This window comes from Acinetobacter sp. YH01003 (assembly GCF_013420525.1).
GTDB classification, from domain to species: domain Bacteria; phylum Pseudomonadota; class Gammaproteobacteria; order Pseudomonadales; family Moraxellaceae; genus Acinetobacter; species Acinetobacter towneri.
The window spans coordinates 206,410-228,235 of the sequence record NZ_VOXY01000002.1 but is presented as its reverse complement, the minus strand read 5'-3'; the positions used below and the strand labels follow the sequence as shown (position 1 = coordinate 228,235).

The window sequence follows — 21,826 nt, the reverse complement described above, 5'->3', positions numbered from 1 at the left end:
AGCCAGGTACAATCAAGCCACACACTAAATTCGATGCGGAAGTATACGTACTTTCTAAAGAAGAGGGTGGTCGTCACACTCCATTCCTTAACGGTTACCGTCCACAATTCTATTTCCGTACAACTGATGTAACTGGTGCAATCCAGTTGAAAGAAGGCGTTGAAATGGTAATGCCAGGTGACAACGTTGAAATGTCAGTAGAATTAATCCACCCAATCGCAATGGACCCAGGTCTACGTTTTGCGATCCGTGAAGGTGGTCGTACTGTAGGTGCGGGTGTTGTTGCTAAAGTAACAGCATAATTATAGAATGTGTTAAACAGGTCGAGAGCTTTGGCTCTCGTTCTGTTTTGTAGGTCAGTAGTTCAATTGGTAGAGCGTCGGTCTCCAAAACCGAATGTTGGGGGTTCGAGTCCCTCCTGGCCTGCCACTTTTTTTAAAAAAGCTTGATGTCGGCTAATCTAGTCATATAATAAGTCGCGAATTCTACGACGAGTACAAAAATGTCGAATGATAAATCGCGTGACGCATTAAGCGACGCGCCAATCCCTCAAAGAAATAATTCTGCTGAAGTTGTTCAATCGAGTTCTCCATTAGACTACGTGTTGTGGGGTATCGCTTTGATTTTATTCATTGCTTCGATGATGGTGAATCAGCATCTTCCTGCGTATTGGGCACCAGCCAATGATATTTGGGTGCGTGTTGGGGTAATTTTGGCTTGTATCGTTGTGGCTTTAGGTTTATTATACGCCACCCATCAAGGCAAAGGCTTTGTTCGTTTGCTTAAAGATTCACGTATTGAGTTACGTCGAGTCACTTGGCCTACTAAACAGGAAACTGTAACAACGTCATGGCATGTATTGATTGTTGTTGTAGTCACTTCAATTGTATTGTGGTGTTTTGACTATTTGTTAGGCTGGGCAATCAAGTTAATTATCGGGTAAAAGAGCTATGAAACGTTGGTACATTATTCATGCCTACTCAGGTTATGAAAAACAAGTGATGCGTTCGCTTAATGATCGAATCCAGCGTAGCGCTGTTGCCGATAGCTTTGGTGAAGTCCTTGTTCCTACCGAAGAAGTGGTAGAAATGAAGGATGGTAAGAAACGTAAGTCAGAGCGTAAGTTCTTTCCAGGCTATGTATTGGTTGAAATGGAAATGAACGATGAAACTTGGCACATTGTTAAAGAGTGTCCAAAAGTTTTAGGTTTTATTGGTGGTACAGCAGAAAAGCCTGCCCCAATTACGCAAAAAGAAGCTGACGCGATTCTTGCACGTGTACGCAATACTGGTGAAGCACCTCGTCCGAAGACGATGTTTGAACCAGGCGAAGAATTACTTGTGATTGATGGTCCATTCACCGACTTTAAAGGCGTGGTGGAAGAAGTTCAATACGAGAAGTCACGTTTAACGTTGACAATTAATGTATTTAATCGACCTACTCAGGTTGAGCTGGAATTTCGTCAAGTCGAAAAATCCGTTTAAGTTTGAGTGGTTGGAAAACGCCCGATTTATGATGAATCGGGCATTGTTGTTGTAACGGTATCGTTACTTAAAATATTGGGGAGCCTAGCGGCGTTTGTACCCAGAGGTAATTTGAAATGGCTAAGAAGATTGACGGCTATATCAAGCTGCAAGTTCCAGCTGGTAAAGCGAATCCATCTCCACCAATTGGTCCTGCATTAGGTCAACGTGGTGTTAACATCATGGCATTCTGTAAAGAATTCAATGCTGCTACACAAAAAGTTGAACCAGGTTTGCCAATTCCTGTAGTGATCACTGTGTACAACGACAAGTCGTTCACATTCATCATGAAAACTCCTCCTGCTGCAATTCTTCTTAAGAAAGCTGCAGGCATTCAAAAGGGTTCAGCTGTACCTAACAAAAACAAAGTTGGTAAGTTGACTCGTGCTCAATTAGAAGAAATCGCGACTACTAAAGAACCAGATTTAACTGGTGCTGATTTAGAAGCACGTGTGCGTACCATTGCTGGTTCTGCACGTTCTATGGGCTTGGATGTGGAGCTATAAGACATGGCAAAGTTAACTAAACGTCAAAAAGCCATTGCTGCTGCTGTAGAAGCAAACAAAGTTTACACTTTGGAAGAAGCAGTTGAAGTTCTAAACAACCTTCCTGCTGCTAAATTCAAAGAATCTTTGGATGTTGCGGTAAACCTAGGTGTTGACCCACGTAAATCTGATCAGGTTGTTCGTGGTGCGACTACACTTCCTGCAGGTACTGGTAAAACTGTACGTGTAGCTGTTTTCGCTCAAGGTGCTGCTGCAGAAGCTGCTAAAGCTGAAGGCGCAGACGTAGTTGGTTTCGACGACTTAGCTGAAAGCATTCAAGCGGGTAACCTTGACTTTGACGTTGTGATTGCAGCTCCGGATGCAATGCGCGTAGTAGGTAAGTTGGGTACGATTCTTGGTCCACGTGGCTTAATGCCAAACCCTAAAGTGGGTACTGTAACTCCTGACGTTGCGACTGCAGTTAAAAATGCAAAAGCAGGTCAAGCGCGTTACCGTGTAGACAAAGCGGGTATTATCCACGCTGCGATTGGTCAAGTTGGCTTTACTGCTGAAGCAGTTCGTTCAAACGTTGAAACCTTAGTTGCTGACTTGAAAAAGTTAAAGCCTGCAACTTCTAAAGGCGTATACATCAAAAAGATCACTTTGAGCTCTACTATGGGTCCTGGTCTTGTTATTGATGTACAGAACGTTTCTAACTAAGTCTGACTTAGAAAGAATTTTAAAGTCCTGAAAAGTCTCCTTCTCCCTCTGGGAGAAGGTCGGGATGAGGGTTAAACCTCTCCCTAACCCTCTCCTAGCAGGAGAGGGGGACATTCAGGCGGACTTTGAATTGGTAAATGAGAATTTATCAGCGTCAAAGACCTCAGGCGAGAGTAGTTTTATGCTGCTTTCTTAATCTTCCAGCCTGGGTAGACGCGGTGGTGTGATTTATTCCTCCTCCGCGTGTAAGTTCAGCAATGAATTTACGAATTGGGAGTGTGCTTCAGGTAAGCACATAAATCACCGTTAGGAGGTTTTACAATGGCTCTTCTTATCGAAGACAAAAAACAGATCGTAGCAGAAGTTAACGAAGTTGCTTCTAAAGCGTTCTCTGCTGTTGTTGCTGACTATCAAGGTATGAGCGTTGAGCAATTAACGGCTCTACGTGTTGAAGCGCGTAAATTAGGTGTTACTACACGTGTTGTACGTAATACTTTGGCTAAACGTGCTTTTCAAGATACGCAATTCACGATCTTGAACGACAACCTTGTTGGCCCAACAATTTTAGCTTTCTCAACTTCTGAAGACGACATGGGTGCAGCTGCACGCTTGTTCGAAGAATTCGCTAAAACGAATAAAGCATTTGAACTTAAAGCTGCTGCATTTGACGGCAAACTTTATCAAGGTGCTGAAGTTAGCGTAATTGCGAATCTTCCGAACCAAGAAAAAGCGCTTACTATGCTTGCAAACGTTCTTCAAGCTCCTATTTCGAAATTGGGTCGCCTTATTACTGCGCTCAAAGAGAAAAACGAGTCAGAAGCTGCATAAGCTTAAATTTATTTCCACACCATTCAATTTCCATTTGGAGTTATTCTCATGGCTTTAACTAACGAAGAAATCTTAAACGCAGTTGCTGAAAAAACTGTTCTTGAACTTGTTGAACTTATCTCTGCTTTTGAAGAGAAATTCAATGTATCAGCTGCTGCTGTTGCTGTTGCTGCTGCTCCAGGCGCTGGCGCTGCTGCTGCAGAAGAGCAATCTGAATTCAACGTTGAGTTGACTTCTTTCGGTGCGAACAAAGTTGCTGTAATTAAAGCAGTTCGTGAAGCTACTGGCCTTGGTCTTAAAGAAGCTAAAGACATCGTTGAAGGCGCTCCTTCAGTGATCAAAGAAGCTGTTTCTAAAGAAGAAGGTGAAGAGCTTAAGAAGAAACTTGAAGAAGCTGGTGCTACAGTTACACTTAAGTAATCTTAAGGGGAGTCGATTTTTTTATAATCGACTCCAAAAAATGGCTGATGGCTCTTGGGTCATCAGCCTTTTTGCGTTACAATTATCGGCTCGATTTTTGTTTGAATGATGGGAAAACCATCGAAAACAATATAAATCAATAAAATCAAACGCTTACCAATATTTTTCCACATTTAAAAATATTGTTAAGCGTTTTAATACCACTAAAAATTGCAGCATTTGTAAAGAGTGGTGGCCATATCGGCCTGCGTAATTCCTTCTAAACCCGTTCTGCAGGCGGGTTTAGTTTACTTTCCGAGGACTCCAGATGGCATACTCATATACCGAAAAGAAACGGATCCGTAAGAATTTTGGTAAATTGCCCCAAGTAATGGATGCACCGTACTTGCTTTCGATTCAAGTCGACTCGTACCGTACTTTCCTTCAAGATGGCAAAACTCCAAAAAGCCGCGAAGATATCGGTCTCCAAGCCGCATTTCGTTCAGTTTTTCCTATAGAAAGTTATTCTGGCAATGCTGCTTTAGAATTTGTTGAGTATAGTCTTGGTAAGCCTGAGTTTGATGTACGTGAGTGTATTCTTCGCGGCTCAACTTATGCGGCACCAATGCGCGTAAAAATTCGTTTGATCATTAAAGATCGTGAAACGAAATCAATCAAAGATGTGCGTGAGCAAGAAGTCTACATGGGCGAAATGCCATTGATGACGGATAACGGTACCTTTGTGATTAACGGTACTGAGCGTGTAATTGTTTCTCAATTACACCGTTCACCAGGCGTGTTCTTTGACCACGATAAAGGTAAGACCCACTCGAGCGGTAAAGTGTTGTATTCAGCACGCATTATTCCTTACCGTGGCTCATGGTTAGACTTTGAATTCGATGCCAAAGACCTCGTTTATGTGCGTATTGACCGTCGTCGTAAATTGCTTGCGACTGTAGTGTTGCGTGCATTGGGCTATAGCAATGAACAAATCCTAGACTTGTTCTTTGAGAAAGTACCTGTCTATTTAGACATGGGTAGCTACCAAATTGACCTTGTCCCAGAACGCTTACGTGGCGAAATGGCACAATTTGACATCACTGATACTGACGGCAAAGTGATTGTTGAGCAAGGTAAACGCATTAATGCGCGTCACGTACGTCAAATGGAAGCAGCTGGTCTTGAGAAGCTTTCAGTTCCTGATGAGTACTTGTACGAACATATTACTGCAGAAGACATCCAGCTAAAAGATGGCGATGTGATTGCTGCAAACACCTTGTTAAGCCATGAAATCATGGTGAAACTTGCAGAAGGTGGTGTTAAACAATTTAACATCCTATTCACCAATGACATCGACCGTGGTTCGTTCATTGCGGACACCTTACGTGCAGATACAACTGTTGGTCGTGAAGATGCTTTGGTAGAAATCTACAAAGTGATGCGTCCAGGTGAGCCACCGACGAAAGAAGCCGCTGAAAATCTGTTCAATAACTTGTTCTTCTCTTCTGAGCGTTATGATTTATCGCCAGTAGGTCGTATGAAGTTCAACCGTCGTTTGGGTCGTCCTTACGAAGTGGGTACAGATCAGAAATCACGTGAAGTTGAAGGTATTTTGTCTAACGAAGACATTACCGATGTACTTAAAACATTGATCGAAATCCGTAACGGTAAAGGTGAAGTCGACGATATCGACCACTTGGGTAACCGTCGCGTACGTTCAGTGGGCGAGATGACTGAAAACCAATTCCGTGTTGGTTTGGTACGTGTTGAGCGTGCTGTAAAAGAGCGTTTGTCACAAGCTGAAACAGACAACCTGTCTCCGCAAGATTTAATCAATGCGAAGCCAGTGGCTGCTGCAATCAAAGAATTCTTTGGTTCAAGCCAATTGTCTCAGTTCATGGACCAAAACAACCCGTTGTCTGAAATTACCCACAAGCGTCGCGTATCTGCGCTTGGTCCAGGTGGTTTGACACGTGAACGTGCAGGCTTTGAGGTACGTGACGTACACCAAACTCACTATGGTCGTGTGTGTCCAATTGAAACGCCTGAAGGTCCAAACATTGGTTTGATCAACTCGCTTTCTGTTTATGCAAAATGTAATAATTTTGGCTTCTTGGAAACGCCATACCGTAAAGTGGTTGATGGTCGTGTAACCGATGAGGTTGAGTATTTATCTGCAATTGAAGAAGTGGGCACGATCATTGCGCAAGCGGACTCAAGCGTAGACCAAGATGGCAATTTAACAGAAGAATTCGTATCTGTACGTCACCAAGGTGACTTCGTGCGTATGCCGCCAGAGCGCGTGACGCACATGGACGTTTCTGCACAGCAGGTTGTATCTGTAGCAGCATCACTGATTCCATTCCTTGAGCACGATGACGCCAACCGTGCCTTGATGGGATCGAACATGCAACGTCAGGCTGTTCCGACGCTTATCGCTGATAAACCACTTGTGGGTACAGGGATGGAAGCGAACGTAGCACATGACTCAGGTGTATGTGTGATTGCAAACCGTGGTGGTCGTATTGAATATGTCGATGCTTCACGTGTAGTCATTCGTGTGAACGAAGAAGAAATGATCGCGGGTGAAGCAGGTGTAGATATCTACAACCTGATCAAATACACACGTTCAAACCAAAACACTTGTATTAACCAAAAAGTTTTGGTGAAGATGGGTGATAAGGTAGGTCGTGGTGATGTATTGGCTGACGGTCCATCTACAGATGGCGGTGAGCTTGCACTCGGTCAGAACATGCGTGTCGCGTTCATGACTTGGAATGGCTATAACTACGAAGACTCGATCTTGCTTTCTGAGCGTGTACTTCAAGAAGACCGTTTAACTTCGATTCACATTCAAGAATTGTCATGTGTTGCACGTGATACCAAATTGGGTGCGGAAGAAATCACAGCTGATATTCCAAACGTGGGCGAAGCTGCACTGTCTAAACTAGACGAGTCTGGTATCGTTTACATTGGTGCTGAAGTGACTGCAGGCGACATTCTTGTTGGTAAAGTAACGCCTAAGGGTGAAACTCAGTTAACCCCTGAAGAAAAATTGCTTCGTGCAATCTTCGGTGAAAAAGCAGCAGATGTGAAAGATTCATCATTGCGCGTTCCATCAGGTACTAAAGGTACTGTGATTGACGTTCAAGTCTTTACCCGTGATGGTCTAGAAAAAGACGAACGTGCACAAGCGATTGAAAAAGCACAACTTGATGCATACCGCAAAGACTTGAAAGAAGAATACAAAATCTTTGAAGAAGCAGCGCGTGAACGTATTATCCGCTTATTAAAAGGTCAAGAATCTAACGGTGGCGGTACAACTAAACGTGGCGACAAACTTTCTGAAGATGTGTTGTCTGGTTTAGAGTTAGTTGATCTACTTGAAATTCAACCAAGTGATGAAGCAATTGCTGAGCGTTTAACTCAAATTCAAACTTTCTTGAAAGAGAAGAGCTTTGAAATTGATGAGAAATTCGCTGAGAAGAAACGTAAGCTTTCTACAGGCGATGAACTCACTACGGGCGTGTTGAAAGTTGTTAAAGTTTATCTTGCTGTTAAGCGTCGCATCCAACCGGGTGACAAGATGGCGGGTCGTCACGGTAACAAAGGTGTTGTATCAAACATCTTGCCTGTAGAAGACATGCCGCACGATGCTAACGGTGTACCAGTAGATATCGTATTGAACCCACTAGGCGTACCATCGCGTATGAACGTGGGTCAGATTCTTGAAACACACTTGGGTATGGCAGCCAAAGGTTTGGGTGAGCAAATTGATAAAATGCTCAAACAACAACGTGAAATTGCTGAACTACGTGAGTTCCTAGACAAGATTTATAACAAAGTTGGTGGCGAGCAAGAAGATCTTGACAGCTTAACTGATGATGAAATCTTGGTATTGGCTGGCAACTTACGTGCAGGTGTTCCGTTGGCTACTCCTGTATTTGATGGTGCAGAAGAAGGTCAAATTAAAGAATTACTTGAACTGGCTGAATTACCACGTTCTGGTCAAACCGTGTTGTACGATGGTCGTACAGGCGAGAAATTTGACCGTCCAGTGACTGTAGGTTATATGTACATGCTCAAACTCAACCACTTGGTGGATGACAAGATGCACGCACGTTCTACAGGTTCTTACTCACTTGTAACGCAACAGCCGTTGGGTGGTAAGGCACAATTCGGTGGTCAGCGTTTCGGTGAGATGGAAGTCTGGGCACTTGAAGCATACGGTGCTGCATACACGCTTCAAGAAATGCTCACTGTGAAGTCGGATGACGTTGAAGGTCGTACCCGTATCTATAAGAACATTGTAGATGGTAACCATTATATGGACCCAGGTATGCCTGAATCGTTTAACGTATTGACCAAAGAGATCCGTTCTTTAGGTATCAACATTGAACTGAAAAATGGTGACTAAGCATCTCCATTAAATCTCCCTAAATCCCTCTTTATAAAAGAGGGACTTTTCCCCCTTTGAAAAAGGGGGATTAAGGGGGATTAAAACTCAGTTAAAAAAACAATATTTGTGACCCAGTTGGGATGTGAAAACAGCCTCCCAGCACACGGAGAAAAAAATTGAAAGACTTGCTCGATATCATGCGCAAAAAGACGGATTCAGACGGTCATGCTCCAGTAGAGTTTGACCGCATCCGTATTGGTCTTGCGTCACCAGAAATGATTAAGTCATGGTCTCACGGTGAAGTTAAAAAGCCAGAAACCATTAACTATCGTACGTTTAAGCCTGAACGTGATGGTTTATTCTGTGCCAAAATTTTTGGTCCAGTAAAAGATTACGAATGCTTGTGTGGTAAATACAAGCGTATGAAATACAAAGGCGTCATTTGTGAAAAATGTGGCGTTGAAGTAACGACTGCAAAAGTTCGTCGTGAGCGTATGGGTCACATCGAACTTGCTTCTCCAGTTGCACACATTTGGTTCTTGAAATCATTACCAAGCCGTATTGGTTTATTACTTGATATGACTTTACGTGATATCGAGCGCGTATTGTATTTCGAATCTTATGTGGTTACTGACCCAGGTATGACGCCATTTGAGAAATATCAACTTCTCAATGACGAAGAATACTTCAATGCTCTAGAAGAGCATGGTGATGAATTCACTGCGAAAATGGGTGCTGAAGCAGTTCAAGACTTGTTAAAAGACATCGATCTTGAAGCTGAAATTGCTCGTTTACGTGAAGAAATTCCACAAACAACTTCAGAAACTAAGCTGAAAAAAGCCTCTAAGCGTTTGAAGTTGATGGAAGCGTTCAAAGAGTCGAACAACAAGCCTGAATGGATGGTGATGAATGTACTGCCTGTACTTCCACCAGATCTTCGTCCGTTGGTTCCACTTGAAGGTGGTCGTTTTGCGACTTCTGACTTGAACGATCTTTATCGTCGTGTGATTAACCGTAACAACCGTTTGAAGCGTCTTCTTGACCTTGCAGCGCCAGACATCATCGTACGTAACGAAAAACGTATGTTACAAGAGTCTGTTGATGCCTTGTTAGATAACGGTCGTCGTGGTCGTGCAATCACAGGTTCAAACAAGCGTCCGCTTAAATCTTTGGCAGATATGATCAAAGGTAAGCAAGGTCGTTTCCGTCAAAACTTACTTGGTAAGCGTGTTGACTATTCAGGTCGTTCGGTGATTACCGTTGGTCCAAACCTACGTTTACACCAGTGTGGTCTTCCGAAGAAAATGGCACTTGAACTGTTCAAGCCATTCATCTTTGCAAAATTACAAGCTTCAGGTCAAGCAACCACCATTAAAGCTGCGAAGAAAATGGTTGAGCGCGAAACCCCAGAAGTTTGGGATGTACTTGCCTCTGTGATTCGTCAACACCCAGTGATGTTGAACCGTGCGCCTACACTTCACCGTTTAGGTCTTCAAGCATTTGAACCGATCCTGATTGAAGGTAAAGCCATCCGTTTACACCCACTCGTTTGTGCTGCGTTCAACGCTGACTTCGACGGTGACCAAATGGCGGTACACGTACCATTAACACTTGAAGCGCAATTAGAAGCGCGTGCGTTAATGATGTCGACCAACAACATCTTGTCTCCTGCGAACGGTGAGCCAATCATCGTACCATCTCAGGACGTTGTCTTGGGCTTGTATTACATCACGCGTGATGCAATCAATGCCAAAGGTGAAGGCATGGTGTTTGCAGATACGCACGAAGTAAACCGTGCACTTGCAACGGGTCAAGTTGACTTACACGCTCGCGTAAAAGCACGTGTACACCAAACCGTAATCAATGAAAATGGTGAGCGTGAGCAACAAACTATTGTTGTAGATACGACACCAGGTCGCTGCTTGCTTTGGGAAGTTGTGCCTGAAGGTTTAAGCTTCGAGCAAATTAACCTAGAGATGAACAAAAAGAACATCTCAAAGTTAATCAACTCTTGCTACCGTAAATTAGGTCTAAAAGACACGGTTATTTTTGCAGACCAATTGATGTACTTGGGCTTCCGTCAAGCGACACGTTCAGGTGTTTCTGTGGGTATGGAAGACATGGTTATTCCACCACAAAAACAAGCAATTATTGAAAAAGCAGAAACTGAAGTTCGTGAAATTGAACAACAGTTCGAGCAAGGCTTCGTAACTGCGGGTGAGCGTTATAACAAAGTGGTCGATATTTGGGCACGTACCAACGACCAAGTTGCTAAAGCGATGATGGACAACTTGTCATTCACAACTGTGAAAAACAAACAGGGTGAAGACGAGAAGCAAAAATCATTCAACTCGATCTACATGATGTCGGATTCAGGTGCGCGTGGTAGTGCGGCACAGATTCGTCAGTTGGCGGGTATGCGTGGTTTGATGGCGAAACCAGATGGTTCGATCATTGAAACGCCAATTAAAGCGAACTTCCGTGAAGGTTTGACGGTACTTCAGTACTTCATTTCAACTCACGGTGCGCGTAAAGGTTTGGCCGATACCGCATTGAAAACAGCGAACTCAGGTTACTTGACACGTCGTTTGGTTGACGTTGCACAAGACTTGGTAATTACTGAGCCAGATTGCGGTACTTATGGCGGTTTAGTGATGACACCATTCATTCAAGGTGGTGATGTCATTGAAAACCTTGGTACGCGTGTATTAGGTCGTGTAACTGCAGAAGATGTGAAGAAAGCGGGTTCAGACGAAGTTATTCTGCCACGTAACACACTCATTGATGAAAAACTTGCTAACTTCTTAGAAGAGCAAGGTGTCGATGAAGTAAAAGTACGTTCAGTGGTATCTTGTGAATCGACCTTTGGTGTATGTGCGAAGTGTTATGGTCGTGACCTAGCACGTGGTCACTTGGTGAATCCAGGTGAATCTGTGGGTGTAATGGCTGCTCAATCGATTGGTGAGCCAGGTACACAGTTAACCATGCGTACATTCCACGTGGGTGGTGCGGCAAGCCGAACTTCTGCAGCCAATAGCGTACAAGTGCGTAACAAAGGTTCAGTACGTTTCCATAACGTGAAAACTGTACAACACGCTAAAGGTCACTTGGTATCTGTTTCACGTTCAGGTGAAATTGGTATTGCCGATGAGTTAGGTCGTGAGCGTGAGCGTTATAAACTGCCATACGGTGCGTCAATCTTGCTCAAAGATGGCGAAGCGGTAGAAGCTGGCGGTATTGTGGCGACTTGGGATCCACACACGCATCCACTTGTGACCGAAGTTGCGGGTAAAATCCGTTTCAGCCAAATTGCTGATGGCGTGACTGCAACCTCGAAAACTGATGATGCAACAGGTATGACCACAGTTGAAATCTTGCCAGTGACTTCACGTCCTGCGTCAGGTAAAGACTTACGTCCTGCTGTGGTATTAGACACTGTGGATGGTGGCGAACAGTTCTACTTCTTGCCACAGAACACGATTCTTTCTGTCCGTGATGGCGAAAATATCGGTGTGGGTGACGTTATTGGTCGTGTACCACAAGAATCTTCACGTACTCGTGATATTACCGGTGGTTTACCACGCGTTGCAGACTTATTTGAAGCACGTAAACCAAAAGAGCATGCGATTCTTGCAGAAGTGTCAGGTATCGTGAGCTTTGGTAAAGAAACCAAAGGTAAGAACCGTTTAGTGATTACACCAGATGATGGCTCTGAGATTTACGAAGAGTTGATTCCAAAATGGCGTAACATCAACGTGTTTGAAGGTGAGCATGTGAACCGTGGTGAAACCATTTCTGATGGTCCACAAAACCCACATGACATCTTACGCTTGAAAGGTGAAGTGGCATTAACCAACTACATCGTGAACGAAGTTCAAGACGTTTACCGCTTACAAGGTGTAAAAATTAACGATAAGCACATTGAAGTCATCGTGCGTCAAATGTTGCGTAAAGTTGAAATCACCGATGGTGGCGATACGAGCTTCATCAAAGGCGAACAAGTGGATTACATTCGCGTGGTACAAGAAAACCAAGCTGTACTTGCACAAAACAAGTTCCCAGCGAAGTTTGAACGTCAATTGATGGGTATCACCAAAGCATCGCTTTCAACAGACTCGTTCATTTCTGCTGCATCGTTCCAGGAAACTACACGTGTGTTAACTGAAGCGGCTGTAACAGGTAAAGAAGATGATTTACGTGGCTTGAAAGAGAACGTTGTTGTGGGTCGTTTGATCCCAGCAGGTACGGGTCTTGCTTACCACTTAGAGCGTCGTCGTCAAGAAGCTGAAGCTGCTGAATTGGCATTAGTGAATGATTTCTCTGATGTAGATCAAGCATTAAGCCAAGCATTTAGCGATGAATTTAACGATCTCTAATTCGTTTTAAAGCATCATTTAAAGACGCCTTTCGAGGCGTCTTTTTTTTGCCAACGTTTTAGTTGCATATTTTGCTTTAATAAAGCCGCAATATTGCATATAGTGAATTAAGAACAATTTAAAAATATCAAGAAAACTAAGGGGATAGCTTATGCAATTTAGAGGACTGACACTGTGTTTATCGGCAATGCTACTGAGTGTGTCTGTTTCGGCTGCACCAATGCCAAACAGCATTGTGGTGAAAGACAAAGCCATTGTGCCTATTCTAAAAACTGAAGTGATTCGTACAGTGACAGGTGAAAAGCCTATACGCCATGTAGAAGCCACGATTTTTGAAGTGAGCAATCAGGGTATAGATATTGTGGCAAAGGAAGTTGTTTTTGATGATGATCAAGCACAGTTTTCAGAGAAACAATTGGGTATTCCTGTGATTCAAAAAGGTGGGGTGATTGTACCAACCTCAAAAATTGAGTTGAATAAAACCCTAAAGCAGGATGGTAAAGTCATTTCTGAAGTGAAAACGATTGATGCAGAAGGCATGGAATATAAGCAGGGGCAGGCGCCAATTCATCGCACATTAAAACTGGATCGGGTCAAAACGCCTGAAAGCAAAGAAACAGTTTCTCATGCTGTGTTTACTGAAGATGGTAAAACCACACGTGATGTGGTGGTACTTGAAGAAGAGGGTACAGAATCCTTTATGATGCCTTAAGCATTTTACAGAAATACTCATATCTTACTGTGCTTGGTAACAGATTTTTCAAAGTTGATGCCGCAAGATGCACTACACTTAAAATCAACAACAGCGGGGAGACATCGCGATGAAAAAAGTATTTAGCGTATTGGCAGTTGCAACTGTATCGACCATGTTAATGGCGGGTTGTGAGAGCATGAGTTCAAATGACCAACGTATTGGTGCAGCAGCATTAGGCGGTGCCGTTGGTGGCGCAGCGGGTAACAGCGTAGGTGGTAGTGTTGGTGCAGCAGCAGGCGCAGGTGCAGGTGCAGCAGTTGGAAGTAAAACCCAAGATGGTTCTAACCGTAACGCAACCTATAGTGGAATTGGCGGTGCGATTGGTTCAATTTTAGGTAAAGAAGTGATAGGTGGTAATGCAGGCGCTGCAATCGGTGGTGCTGTTGGTGGTGGTGCTGGTGCAGCCATCGAGCAAAAGCGTTAATCTGAATACGAACAGCCATGCCATCCTACTGAAGTATTTATATTTCAGTACATCCAACGCAGAGTCTTATGATTCTGCGTTTTTTATGCGCTAGCTGAAAAATTAATGCGTTTGGATAAATTGATTGACTGCTTGAGTATAAGCATTATTTTGTCCCAATGACTTGTTGATTTCAGCATGTGAAAGTCGGACAGGCAATAACTGGGTTTGAGTTCCGAATTTCTGTGCTTGTTGAATAAATTGTCGAGCTTGAGTACAGGGTTGATCTGCACGGATGGTTGAGCACACCGCGAGAAATGCAGGTAAAGCTTGATGTAGCTGAGCTATCGGAGAAAGGGCTTTCCAGTTGGAAGGTTGATCACCAAAGGCTTGATCATAAAAACGTGCATGACGTGTTTGCATTATCTTTTCTATATCATAAGCCGCGCTATCTAAAGCAACTGTAGCACGCCAAGGCTGTGGCTGGGGTGCCAGCCAATGGGGGCGAACGGTTAATAGACTGACCAGGTGTGCGCCCGCAGAATGTCCCATCAGCACCAAGCGTTTTGAGTCAGCATGCCAATGCGGTGCCTGATTTTGGATATAAATAAGCGCTTGGGCGATATCCTGAGTTTGCTGCTGTACGGTCACATCTGGAACTAATCTATAGTTGATAGACACAAAAATCCAGTTTTGCTTGGTCCAGTAACTCAGCTTATTTTTGACCACAGCAGCATGATTTTTATCACCCATTTTCCAAGCACCGCCATGGACCATCATCATGAGCGGGGCTGGTGTTTGATCTGTGAGTACTTTGGCAGGGAAATAGACATCCATCACTTGTTGAGGATGAGATCCATAAGCCACATTTTTCAAAGTCTGGACTTTGGTAAATGTATTCGGCACCAAAGCATGGAGGGATGTCGATGAATAGAAACAAAGTAGGGAAAAGATTGGCACAAGATTTTTTTTCATTTTAATGATCCTTTAATTTTAAATACTATCAATGTTTATAATTTTTATGATCCACTGATGTATCAACAGTAATACTGTTAATTAATTCATACCTGCTCAAAAAGAGTAGAGAAGTTTGTCGGTGACATTGATCTTTTTGTCTTTTGATTAAAATAATATTACCAACAACGCAGAATCATTAGATTCTGCGTTTTTATGTGAGCTAAAAATTACGTTGCTACGGCTTTGGGCTTTTTACGTCGGATATATAACGTTTTATGCACTTCTGCAATTCGTACACCTGATTCATCGATAATATTGAGCGTATATTGACGTGTCAGAGGAGCATAGTCTTCTGCGATCTGTTTGATTTCCTCGACTTCAGCGGCACTTAGGCGAATATCGGCATACACCGTACTGCGTCCTGGGGCGAGGAAATGAATCGTTGCCGCTTTATCCCAAACAATATATGTTGAACCCAAGTGATGCATCAGAATTAACATATAAAATGGATCTACCATGGAATAGAGGCTGCCGCCAAAATGTACGCCGACAATATTTTGATTTTTGCGAGTGAGTGGCATTTTGACACGGACATGGTGGTTGGCTAAATCGATTTGATCAATTTCAATACCTGCACCCCGATAGGGTGGGTACCGATTTAAAAAGTATTTAGAAACGATAGGAAGTTGCTGCAATTTTTTGATGAGGTTCATGTGATATTTCATAGAGCCTAGAGCAGATTGTCTTTTATATTAGTATGAAATTTAAGCAAACCTATGGCATATTTTGTTATTCTCAACAGCAATCGTGTCAATAAAAACCAACAGGATGTTTATGCAAGCGCAAACGCAATGGATTGAAACCTCTGATCGACAACAGCTCTATGTCAAAACTTGGGGCGAAAAAAAAGCACCTGCACTGATTTTGGTGCATGGCTATCCAGATAACCAAGAAGTCTGGGAACGGGTGATTGCCGTGTTGGTGCAAGATTTTTATGTGGTGAGTTACGATGTACGTGGTGCGGGACAATCCTCCATTCCCAAATCCATTCGTGCCTATAGCTTGGCTCAATTGGCTGCAGATTTAATGACTGTTGCTAATGCCGTTTTGGGGCAGCGTGCATTTCACTTGGCAGCTCATGACTGGGGTTCAATTCAGTCTTGGGAAGCAGTGACGGATCCAGAATTAAAGGGACGAATTTTATCGTACAGCAGTATTTCAGGCCCATGTTTGGATCATGCAGCGTTCTGGATGCGTAAGCAGTTTTCTGAAAATAAAATTAAATTTTTCAAACAAATGCGTAAATCTTGGTATATTGCTGCCTTTCAACTTCCTGCACTTGCGCCTACAGTTTGGCAGTTCTTTCAACCTGAACAATGGCGTCAGGTAGTGATGCGCTTAGAACGCGATCAAGATATTCCGGTCAATCCTAATATCCGCAAAGATGGGCGCTATGGCGTCAATTTATATCGTGCCAATTTTATCCCACGTTTATTAAAGCCGCGTCAACGTTATGCAATTTGTCCTGTGCAAGCTATTGTCTTGAAATATGATCAATTTGTGGGTGCTGAATTGATTGATGAAATGTCGCTTTGGGTAGATGATTTTCAACGTGTAGAGTTGGCTGCCAATCATTGGGCAATTCTTAGTCAGCCACAAGCTGTTGCTACAGCTATCCGTGACTTTGCTTATAAGCATGAAAATCAGTGATTTTTGCTTGATCATACTTAGATTCATTTGTCGGAGTTGAATGTTTGGTCAACTCCAATCTTCATAATCTCTGATAAAATAGCTTCTTTTTTGAATTTCATCTCTTATGTTCGCAATTCTTGCTGCCATTGCAATCATGTTCGGATTGTCGTTGGCTCGTGTGCCTGTGGTTTTTGCCTTGGTTATTGGTGCAGTTTCAGGTGGTTTACTGGCTGGTTTAGGCTTACAAGGCACTTTAGATGCGTTTAATAATGGCTTAGGTGGTGGCGCTAAAATTGCCCTTGCTTACGGTATTTTAGGTGCATTTGCTTTGGCTTTGGCACGTTCAGGTTTGCCTGACTTATTGGCCTACAAACTGATTCGCACTTTAACAGGTAGCAGTAATACTAAGGTACAGAACCGCGTTAAATATCTGATTTATTTTACTGTGGCTTTGGCAGCGGTATTTTCACAGAACTTAATCCCTGTACACATTGCATTTATTCCTGTATTGATTCCACCTTTATTAAGTGTTTTCAATCATTTAAACTTAGACCGTCGTGCAGTGGCTTGTTTGCTGACTTTTGGTTTGGTTGCCACCTATATGTTTGTTCCTGTCGGTTTTGGTGCAATCTTCCTGAATGATATTTTGGCGCACAATATCAACACCTTTGGTGCTCCGTATGGTTTTGCCATTCAAAATGAAGATATTCCTTCTGCTATGTTTATTCCTGTATTTGGGATGTTTATTGGTCTATTGTTTGCGTTATTTGTAAGTTATCGCAAGCCACGACACTATCTAGATGTGCAGGTAGCACGTACTCAAAGCATTTCGAGTGAGCTCAATGCAAATACCGCCGCGCCAACCCTACAAGCGCCTCAGATTGCAAAATTTACCTTGTGGATGGCAGTGTTTGCGATTATTGCAACCTTGGCGGTGCAATTGTATTCAGATTCGATGATTCTGGCAGGTTTGGTGGGTGTTGCCATTTTAAGCTGTGCGGGAATTTTCAAATGGAAAGAAGCAGATGATGTGATCATTACAGGTATGCGTATGATGGCACTCATCGGCTTTATTATGATTGCTGCACAAGGTTTCGCTTCAGTGATTGAAGCGACTAATCAAGTGCCTGCTTTGGTAGAAGCGTCGGTGGAATGGATTGGCAATAGCAAAGCTTTGGCTGCATTTTTAATGTTATTGATTGGTTTGTTAATCACCTTGGGGATTGGCTCATCTTTCTCTACCGTGCCTATTTTAGCGATTATTTATGTGCCTTTATGTTTGCAGTTCGGTTTTAGCCCTGCAGCAACCATTGCGATTATTGGTACAGCAGCAGCCTTAGGAGATGCGGGTTCTCCAGCATCGGATTCAACCTTGGGGCCAACTTCGGGTTTAAATATGGATGGGCAGCACGACCACATGAAAGACAGTGTGGTACCGACTTTTATTCACTTTAATATTCCACTGATTATTTTTGGCTGGATTGCAGCGATGGTGCTGTAAATCATCACCAAAATTTGTAAGCACACGTGTTCAGAATAGGTTGGGCACGTTGCAGCATCGTGCTAAAACGACAAGAAGAATCTTTCTCAAATTCATCCTTGCATCTGCCGATTGAATCTCAATACACGATTTAAAATCTTCAAACAGAATGATTCATTTTCGTTGTAATTAACTTCTAATATTAGAATGAAGATGATTTTAATTCTCTTTATTTAATTTAAATAATTTTTATTGGTTTTTTATTTTTTGAAAATATAAAACCCGAGTGAATCAATCTATTTAAAATAAATTTGTTTTAATTTTTAAATAAATATAAGATGTATTTTAAATAAACCTTTTAATATATTTTTTAAATAAAATTGAGTAATATAGTCGGGAAATAATAATATAAACTCTATTAATTAACTCGGGTTTTAAAACCAAGTAATTTAGTCTATTTAAAATAAATTTATATAATAATGAATAGCTTATAAAATAATTAAAATATTATGTTTAATATGTGTTGCATATTAATAGTGGTCATGTTTAATATTAATTAAGCGTTAAGATTTTTATTCTAAAGGTGGTTTTGAAATGTTAAAGCATGTTGCTCTAATTGCATTAATGGGAATGTCTGCTTCTGCTATGGCAGGTCAATGGCAAGTTAAAGTTGGTGGTTCGGTTATTTCTCCAACCCAAGATAGTACAACATTAGGTCTTAATGTTGAGGCTGATCATGAGTATGCATTTACCCCATCTGTAGAATATTTCTTTAATGACAATATCTCTGCAGAATTATTGCTTGCAACTCCGATTAGCCATGATGTTTTGGTGGAAGGCGAGTCTGCTGTTAAAATCAAACACTTACCACCAACGTTAACAGCGAAATATCACTTTAAAAATGCAACCCGTTTTACACCATACATTGGTGTAGGTGGTACTGCATTTGTTGCATGGGATGAAAAATCAGATGCATTAGGTAAAGTTAAAGTTAAAGAAGATTTTGGTTTTGCAGGCCAAATCGGTTTTAACTTCCAGCCAGCTGATGCGAAAAACTGGGGTGTATTCGTTGATGCACGTTATGCACAATTGAGTCCTGAAGTAACTTTAGTTGATGTAGGTAACCATAAATTCGATTTAGACATCGACCCAATGGTGTACACCATCGGTTATAGCTACAAATTCTAATTATAAAATGTAGCTCTTTATAATAATAAAAATCAGCGCAACCCCATCTTTATGATGGGGTTTTTTATTGCAAAAAATAACAAATGTAGCGAATGAAAAAATTGAGAGCATATGCCATGTTCATTTACAGTCTGAAAGATAAAGTAAAGAACGATAAAAAAAGGAATTAATTCATGTTGATCAAATACGGTTGGTTTGTGTGTCTTGGTTTAATGCTGAGTGTCGCAGGGCATGCGGCGAGTTTTTCTTGTGAGAAAGCCAAAACACAAACGGAACATGCCATTTGTGAACATCGTGCGGTCAATGATGCCGATGTGAAAATGGCCACCACCTATCGTATCGTCAGCCGTTTGGTCGCTATGGGGACGCGCTCACAAATTCGTGATGAACAACTGCGTTGGTTAGAGTTGCGTGATCGTTGTGGCGCTTCCGTCGATTGTTTAACCCAAGTGTATAATTTGCGTCAGCAGAAATTAGAGTATCATTTAAATCAGGTCTATCAACGTGCGCCTTTTTAAATTTTTCTGGGTTTAGGCTTGAAAAATCTGGTAATCACTCCAATTCATTAACACATCCAACAATAACCATGTTTATGAATTTAAGGAGTGATGAATGAGCGAGCAAAGCCAAAAACACAGTTTCCAAGCCGAAGTGGCGCAGTTATTACATTTGGTGACCCATTCTCTTTATTCCAACCCTGAAATTTTCTTACGTGAACTGATTTCTAACGCATCAGATGCCTGCGACAAATTACGTTTTGAGGGTATCAATCATCCTGAATATTATGAAAATGATCCTGATTTACGTGTGCGTATTCGTTTAGATCAAGATCAGAAAACCATAACCATTTCAGATAACGGCATTGGTTTAAGCCAACAGGAAGCAATTGAGCATTTGGGTACCATTGCCAAATCCGGCACCAAAGACTTTATGTCTAAATTAACGGGCGATCAAAAAGCCGATGCGCAATTGATTGGTCAATTTGGTGTGGGTTTCTATTCGGGTTTTATCGTGGCGGATAAAATCACCGTTGAATCACGCCGTGCGGGATTGGCTGCAGATGAAGCCGTGCGTTGGAGCAGTGCGGGTACGGGCGAGTTTGATGTCGAGCAAATTCACAAAGCAGAACGGGGTACCGATATTATTTTGCATTTGCGTGAAGATGCACTGGATTATTTAGAAAGCTACAAAGTTAAGCAGATCATCAATAAATACTCTGATCACATCAGTTTGCCAATTCAAATGCAGAAAGAAGTATGGCAGCAAGAAGAAGCAGCTGAAGGTGAAACACCGAAAGCAGGTCAGTATGTGAAAACTGATGAGTGGGAAGCAATTAACTCGGCCAGTGCGTTGTGGACGCGCAATAAAAACGAAATTAGTGAAGAACAGTACATTGAGTTTTATAAAAACCTCAGCCACGATTTTGACGCACCATTGGCATGGGCGCATAACCGTGTTGAAGGCAGTACTGAATACACCCAGTTGTTGTATGTGCCAAGTAAAGCACCGCACAACATTTTTACTCGTGAAGCCAAAGCGGGGATTAAATTGTATGTGAAGCGCGTATTTATTATGGATGAGGCAGACAACCTGATCCCGAACTATCTACGTTTTGTACAAGGTGTGGTGGACAGCGCCGATTTGCCATTGAACGTGAGCCGTGAGTTATTGCAAGAAAGCCGTGATGTGAAAACCATCCGCGAAGGCAATACCCGTCGTGTGTTGACCATGTTGGACAATTTAGCCAAGTCTGAAGATGAAAAAGACCAAGAAAAATTTAAGCAATTCTATCAAGAATTTGGTTCAGTTTTAAAAGAAGGCTTAGGCGAAGACTTTGGCAACCGTGAACGTATCCTGAAATTATTACGCTACGCTACTTCAAGTAATGATGACATCAGTACCTCATTGGCGGACTATAAAGCGCGAATGAAAGAAGGTCAGAAAGCCATTTACTACGTTACGGCAGACAACTTGAACGCAGCAAAGCATTCTCCACAGTTGGAGTTGTTTAAGAAAAAAGGCATTGAAGTGTTGTTGATGGCAGAACGCGTAGACGAGTGGGCGATGAACTTTGTGCAGGAGTTTGATGGCACGCCAATGCAAAACGTATCTAAAGGTGCGGTTGATTTAGGCGATCTACAAGATGCTGAAGAGAAGAAAGCTTTAGACGCGGCTGCAGAACAATTTAAACCTGTGGTTGAGCAATTGTCTGCATCTTTAAGCGGTAAAACCAAAGAAGTGCGTGTGACTACACGTTTGGTTGATTCCCCTGCTTGTTTGGTAACAGGTGAAGGTGAACTGTCACCACAATTGATTCGTATGTTGAAGGATGCAGGGCAAGCTGTACCTGATATGAAGCCAATTTTGGAAATCAACCCAGAGCATCCTTTGGTGAAAAAATTACAGGACTCCAATCAATTTGATGATTTGGCGCATGTGATTTTTGATCAAGCTGTGATTGCTGAAGGTGGCTTGCCTGAAGACCCAGCGGAATATGTGAAACGTATTAATAGCTTACTGTTAAAGTAAGACTATTTTTACACGAACGTGATTGATGATGCGTTGTCCAAATAATGCATCGTCATTTTGCAAAATCATCTTGCAAAAAAACCAAGTCCTGTT

17 protein-coding genes, 1 tRNA gene and 1 pseudogene are annotated in these 21,826 nt (G+C 42.3%); 17 read left to right on the top strand and 2 right to left on the bottom strand.

Translation table 11 applies throughout. The annotated features are described in order from the left end of the window. The 12 genes and pseudogenes from FTT70_RS04420 to FTT70_RS04365 form a co-directional block, all read left to right on the top strand. Window positions 1-302: pseudogene (locus FTT70_RS04420) on the top strand (elongation factor Tu); the annotation flags it as partial. 51 nt (window positions 303-353) lie between these two features. Then, window positions 354-429: transfer RNA gene (locus FTT70_RS04415), tRNA-Trp, on the top strand. A gap of 73 nt (window positions 430-502) precedes the next feature. After that, window positions 503-943 (top strand): preprotein translocase subunit SecE, encoded by a 441-nt coding sequence (secE, locus tag FTT70_RS04410; RefSeq protein ID WP_004975769.1) that lies wholly within the window; start codon window positions 503-505, stop codon window positions 941-943. A gap of 7 nt (window positions 944-950) precedes the next feature. Continuing rightward, on the top strand, window positions 951-1,484 hold the full coding sequence (gene nusG, locus FTT70_RS04405; protein ID WP_004975770.1) for a transcription termination/antitermination protein NusG: 534 nt from the start codon (window positions 951-953) through the stop codon (window positions 1,482-1,484). Between the two features lie 116 nt (window positions 1,485-1,600). Further along, window positions 1,601-2,029: a 50S ribosomal protein L11 gene (rplK, locus tag FTT70_RS04400; protein ID WP_004975771.1), complete on the top strand. Its 429-nt coding sequence runs from the start codon at window positions 1,601-1,603 to the stop codon at window positions 2,027-2,029. Between the two features lie 3 nt (window positions 2,030-2,032). Continuing rightward, window positions 2,033-2,728, top strand: a complete 696-nt coding sequence (gene rplA, locus FTT70_RS04395) for a 50S ribosomal protein L1 (protein WP_004975774.1) — start codon at window positions 2,033-2,035, stop codon at window positions 2,726-2,728. A gap of 321 nt (window positions 2,729-3,049) precedes the next feature. Then, complete coding sequence (rplJ, locus tag FTT70_RS04390; RefSeq protein ID WP_096902333.1) at window positions 3,050-3,556, top strand: 50S ribosomal protein L10; 507 nt, start codon at window positions 3,050-3,052, stop codon at window positions 3,554-3,556. Between the two features lie 48 nt (window positions 3,557-3,604). Next, window positions 3,605-3,976, top strand: a complete 372-nt coding sequence (gene rplL, locus FTT70_RS04385) for a 50S ribosomal protein L7/L12 (RefSeq protein WP_004975779.1) — start codon at window positions 3,605-3,607, stop codon at window positions 3,974-3,976. Window positions 3,977-4,283: 307 nt separating this feature from the next. After that, window positions 4,284-8,372, top strand: coding sequence for a DNA-directed RNA polymerase subunit beta (rpoB, locus tag FTT70_RS04380; RefSeq protein ID WP_180168328.1), 4,089 nt, complete (start codon window positions 4,284-4,286; stop codon window positions 8,370-8,372). Window positions 8,373-8,530: 158 nt separating this feature from the next. Further along, the gene (gene rpoC / locus FTT70_RS04375; protein ID WP_096902331.1) at window positions 8,531-12,730 is read left to right on the top strand and encodes a DNA-directed RNA polymerase subunit beta'; all 4,200 of its coding nucleotides are present in this window, start codon (window positions 8,531-8,533) and stop codon (window positions 12,728-12,730) included. Between the two features lie 151 nt (window positions 12,731-12,881). Then, a complete protein-coding gene (locus tag FTT70_RS04370; RefSeq protein ID WP_180168327.1) occupies window positions 12,882-13,442 on the top strand; it encodes a hypothetical protein in 561 nt (186 codons plus the stop codon). 109 nt (window positions 13,443-13,551) lie between these two features. Further along, window positions 13,552-13,908, top strand: a complete 357-nt coding sequence (locus FTT70_RS04365; protein WP_096902329.1) for a DNA transfer protein p32 — start codon at window positions 13,552-13,554, stop codon at window positions 13,906-13,908. Between the two features lie 102 nt (window positions 13,909-14,010). On the opposite strand, the gene FTT70_RS04360 is transcribed toward FTT70_RS04365, so the two are convergent. Further along, window positions 14,011-14,862 (bottom strand): alpha/beta hydrolase, encoded by an 852-nt coding sequence (locus FTT70_RS04360; protein ID WP_096902328.1) that lies wholly within the window; start codon window positions 14,860-14,862, stop codon window positions 14,011-14,013. Between the two features lie 209 nt (window positions 14,863-15,071). Then, on the bottom strand, window positions 15,072-15,557 hold the full coding sequence (locus tag FTT70_RS04355; RefSeq protein WP_131260963.1) for a DUF4442 domain-containing protein: 486 nt from the start codon (window positions 15,555-15,557) through the stop codon (window positions 15,072-15,074). A 121-nt stretch (window positions 15,558-15,678) separates the two neighbouring features. On the opposite strand from FTT70_RS04355, the gene FTT70_RS04350 reads away from it, so the two are divergent. The 5 genes from FTT70_RS04350 to htpG all read left to right on the top strand — a co-directional run bounded on the left by FTT70_RS04350 (window position 15,679) and on the right by htpG (window position 21,733). After that, entirely contained in the window at window positions 15,679-16,554 is an 876-nt protein-coding gene (locus FTT70_RS04350; protein WP_131260961.1) for an alpha/beta fold hydrolase, read from the top strand. 106 nt (window positions 16,555-16,660) lie between these two features. Continuing rightward, window positions 16,661-18,037, top strand: a complete 1,377-nt coding sequence (locus tag FTT70_RS04345) for a Na+/H+ antiporter family protein (protein WP_131260959.1) — start codon at window positions 16,661-16,663, stop codon at window positions 18,035-18,037. 573 nt (window positions 18,038-18,610) lie between these two features. Beyond that, a complete protein-coding gene (locus FTT70_RS04340) occupies window positions 18,611-19,204 on the top strand; it encodes an OmpW family protein (protein WP_131260957.1) in 594 nt (197 codons plus the stop codon). A 173-nt stretch (window positions 19,205-19,377) separates the two neighbouring features. Next, window positions 19,378-19,722, top strand: a complete 345-nt coding sequence (locus tag FTT70_RS04335) for a lysozyme inhibitor LprI family protein (RefSeq protein ID WP_131260954.1) — start codon at window positions 19,378-19,380, stop codon at window positions 19,720-19,722. Between the two features lie 94 nt (window positions 19,723-19,816). Next, window positions 19,817-21,733, top strand: a complete 1,917-nt coding sequence (htpG, locus tag FTT70_RS04330; protein WP_180168326.1) for a molecular chaperone HtpG — start codon at window positions 19,817-19,819, stop codon at window positions 21,731-21,733. Window positions 21,734-21,826: the final 93 nt, after the last annotated feature.

What these genes read in the sequence shown, in the direction of transcription:
- secE (WP_004975769.1), top strand. Translation starts at nt 503, where the DNA reads ATGTCGAATGATAAATCGCGTGACGCATTAAGCGACGCGCCAATCCCT.
- nusG (WP_004975770.1), top strand. Translation starts at nt 951, where the DNA reads ATGAAACGTTGGTACATTATTCATGCCTACTCAGGTTATGAAAAACAA.
- rplK (WP_004975771.1), top strand. Translation starts at nt 1,601, where the DNA reads ATGGCTAAGAAGATTGACGGCTATATCAAGCTGCAAGTTCCAGCTGGT.
- rplA (WP_004975774.1), top strand. Translation starts at nt 2,033, where the DNA reads ATGGCAAAGTTAACTAAACGTCAAAAAGCCATTGCTGCTGCTGTAGAA.
- rplJ (WP_096902333.1), top strand. Translation starts at nt 3,050, where the DNA reads ATGGCTCTTCTTATCGAAGACAAAAAACAGATCGTAGCAGAAGTTAAC.
- rplL (WP_004975779.1), top strand. Translation starts at nt 3,605, where the DNA reads ATGGCTTTAACTAACGAAGAAATCTTAAACGCAGTTGCTGAAAAAACT.
- rpoB (WP_180168328.1), top strand. Translation starts at nt 4,284, where the DNA reads ATGGCATACTCATATACCGAAAAGAAACGGATCCGTAAGAATTTTGGT.
- FTT70_RS04370 (WP_180168327.1), top strand. Translation starts at nt 12,882, where the DNA reads ATGCAATTTAGAGGACTGACACTGTGTTTATCGGCAATGCTACTGAGT.
- FTT70_RS04365 (WP_096902329.1), top strand. Translation starts at nt 13,552, where the DNA reads ATGAAAAAAGTATTTAGCGTATTGGCAGTTGCAACTGTATCGACCATG.
- FTT70_RS04360 (WP_096902328.1), bottom strand. Translation starts at nt 14,862, where the DNA reads ATGAAAAAAAATCTTGTGCCAATCTTTTCCCTACTTTGTTTCTATTCA.
- FTT70_RS04355 (WP_131260963.1), bottom strand. Translation starts at nt 15,557, where the DNA reads ATGAACCTCATCAAAAAATTGCAGCAACTTCCTATCGTTTCTAAATAC.
- FTT70_RS04350 (WP_131260961.1), top strand. Translation starts at nt 15,679, where the DNA reads ATGCAAGCGCAAACGCAATGGATTGAAACCTCTGATCGACAACAGCTC.
- FTT70_RS04345 (WP_131260959.1), top strand. Translation starts at nt 16,661, where the DNA reads ATGTTCGCAATTCTTGCTGCCATTGCAATCATGTTCGGATTGTCGTTG.
- FTT70_RS04340 (WP_131260957.1), top strand. Translation starts at nt 18,611, where the DNA reads ATGTTAAAGCATGTTGCTCTAATTGCATTAATGGGAATGTCTGCTTCT.
- FTT70_RS04335 (WP_131260954.1), top strand. Translation starts at nt 19,378, where the DNA reads ATGTTGATCAAATACGGTTGGTTTGTGTGTCTTGGTTTAATGCTGAGT.
- htpG (WP_180168326.1), top strand. Translation starts at nt 19,817, where the DNA reads ATGAGCGAGCAAAGCCAAAAACACAGTTTCCAAGCCGAAGTGGCGCAG.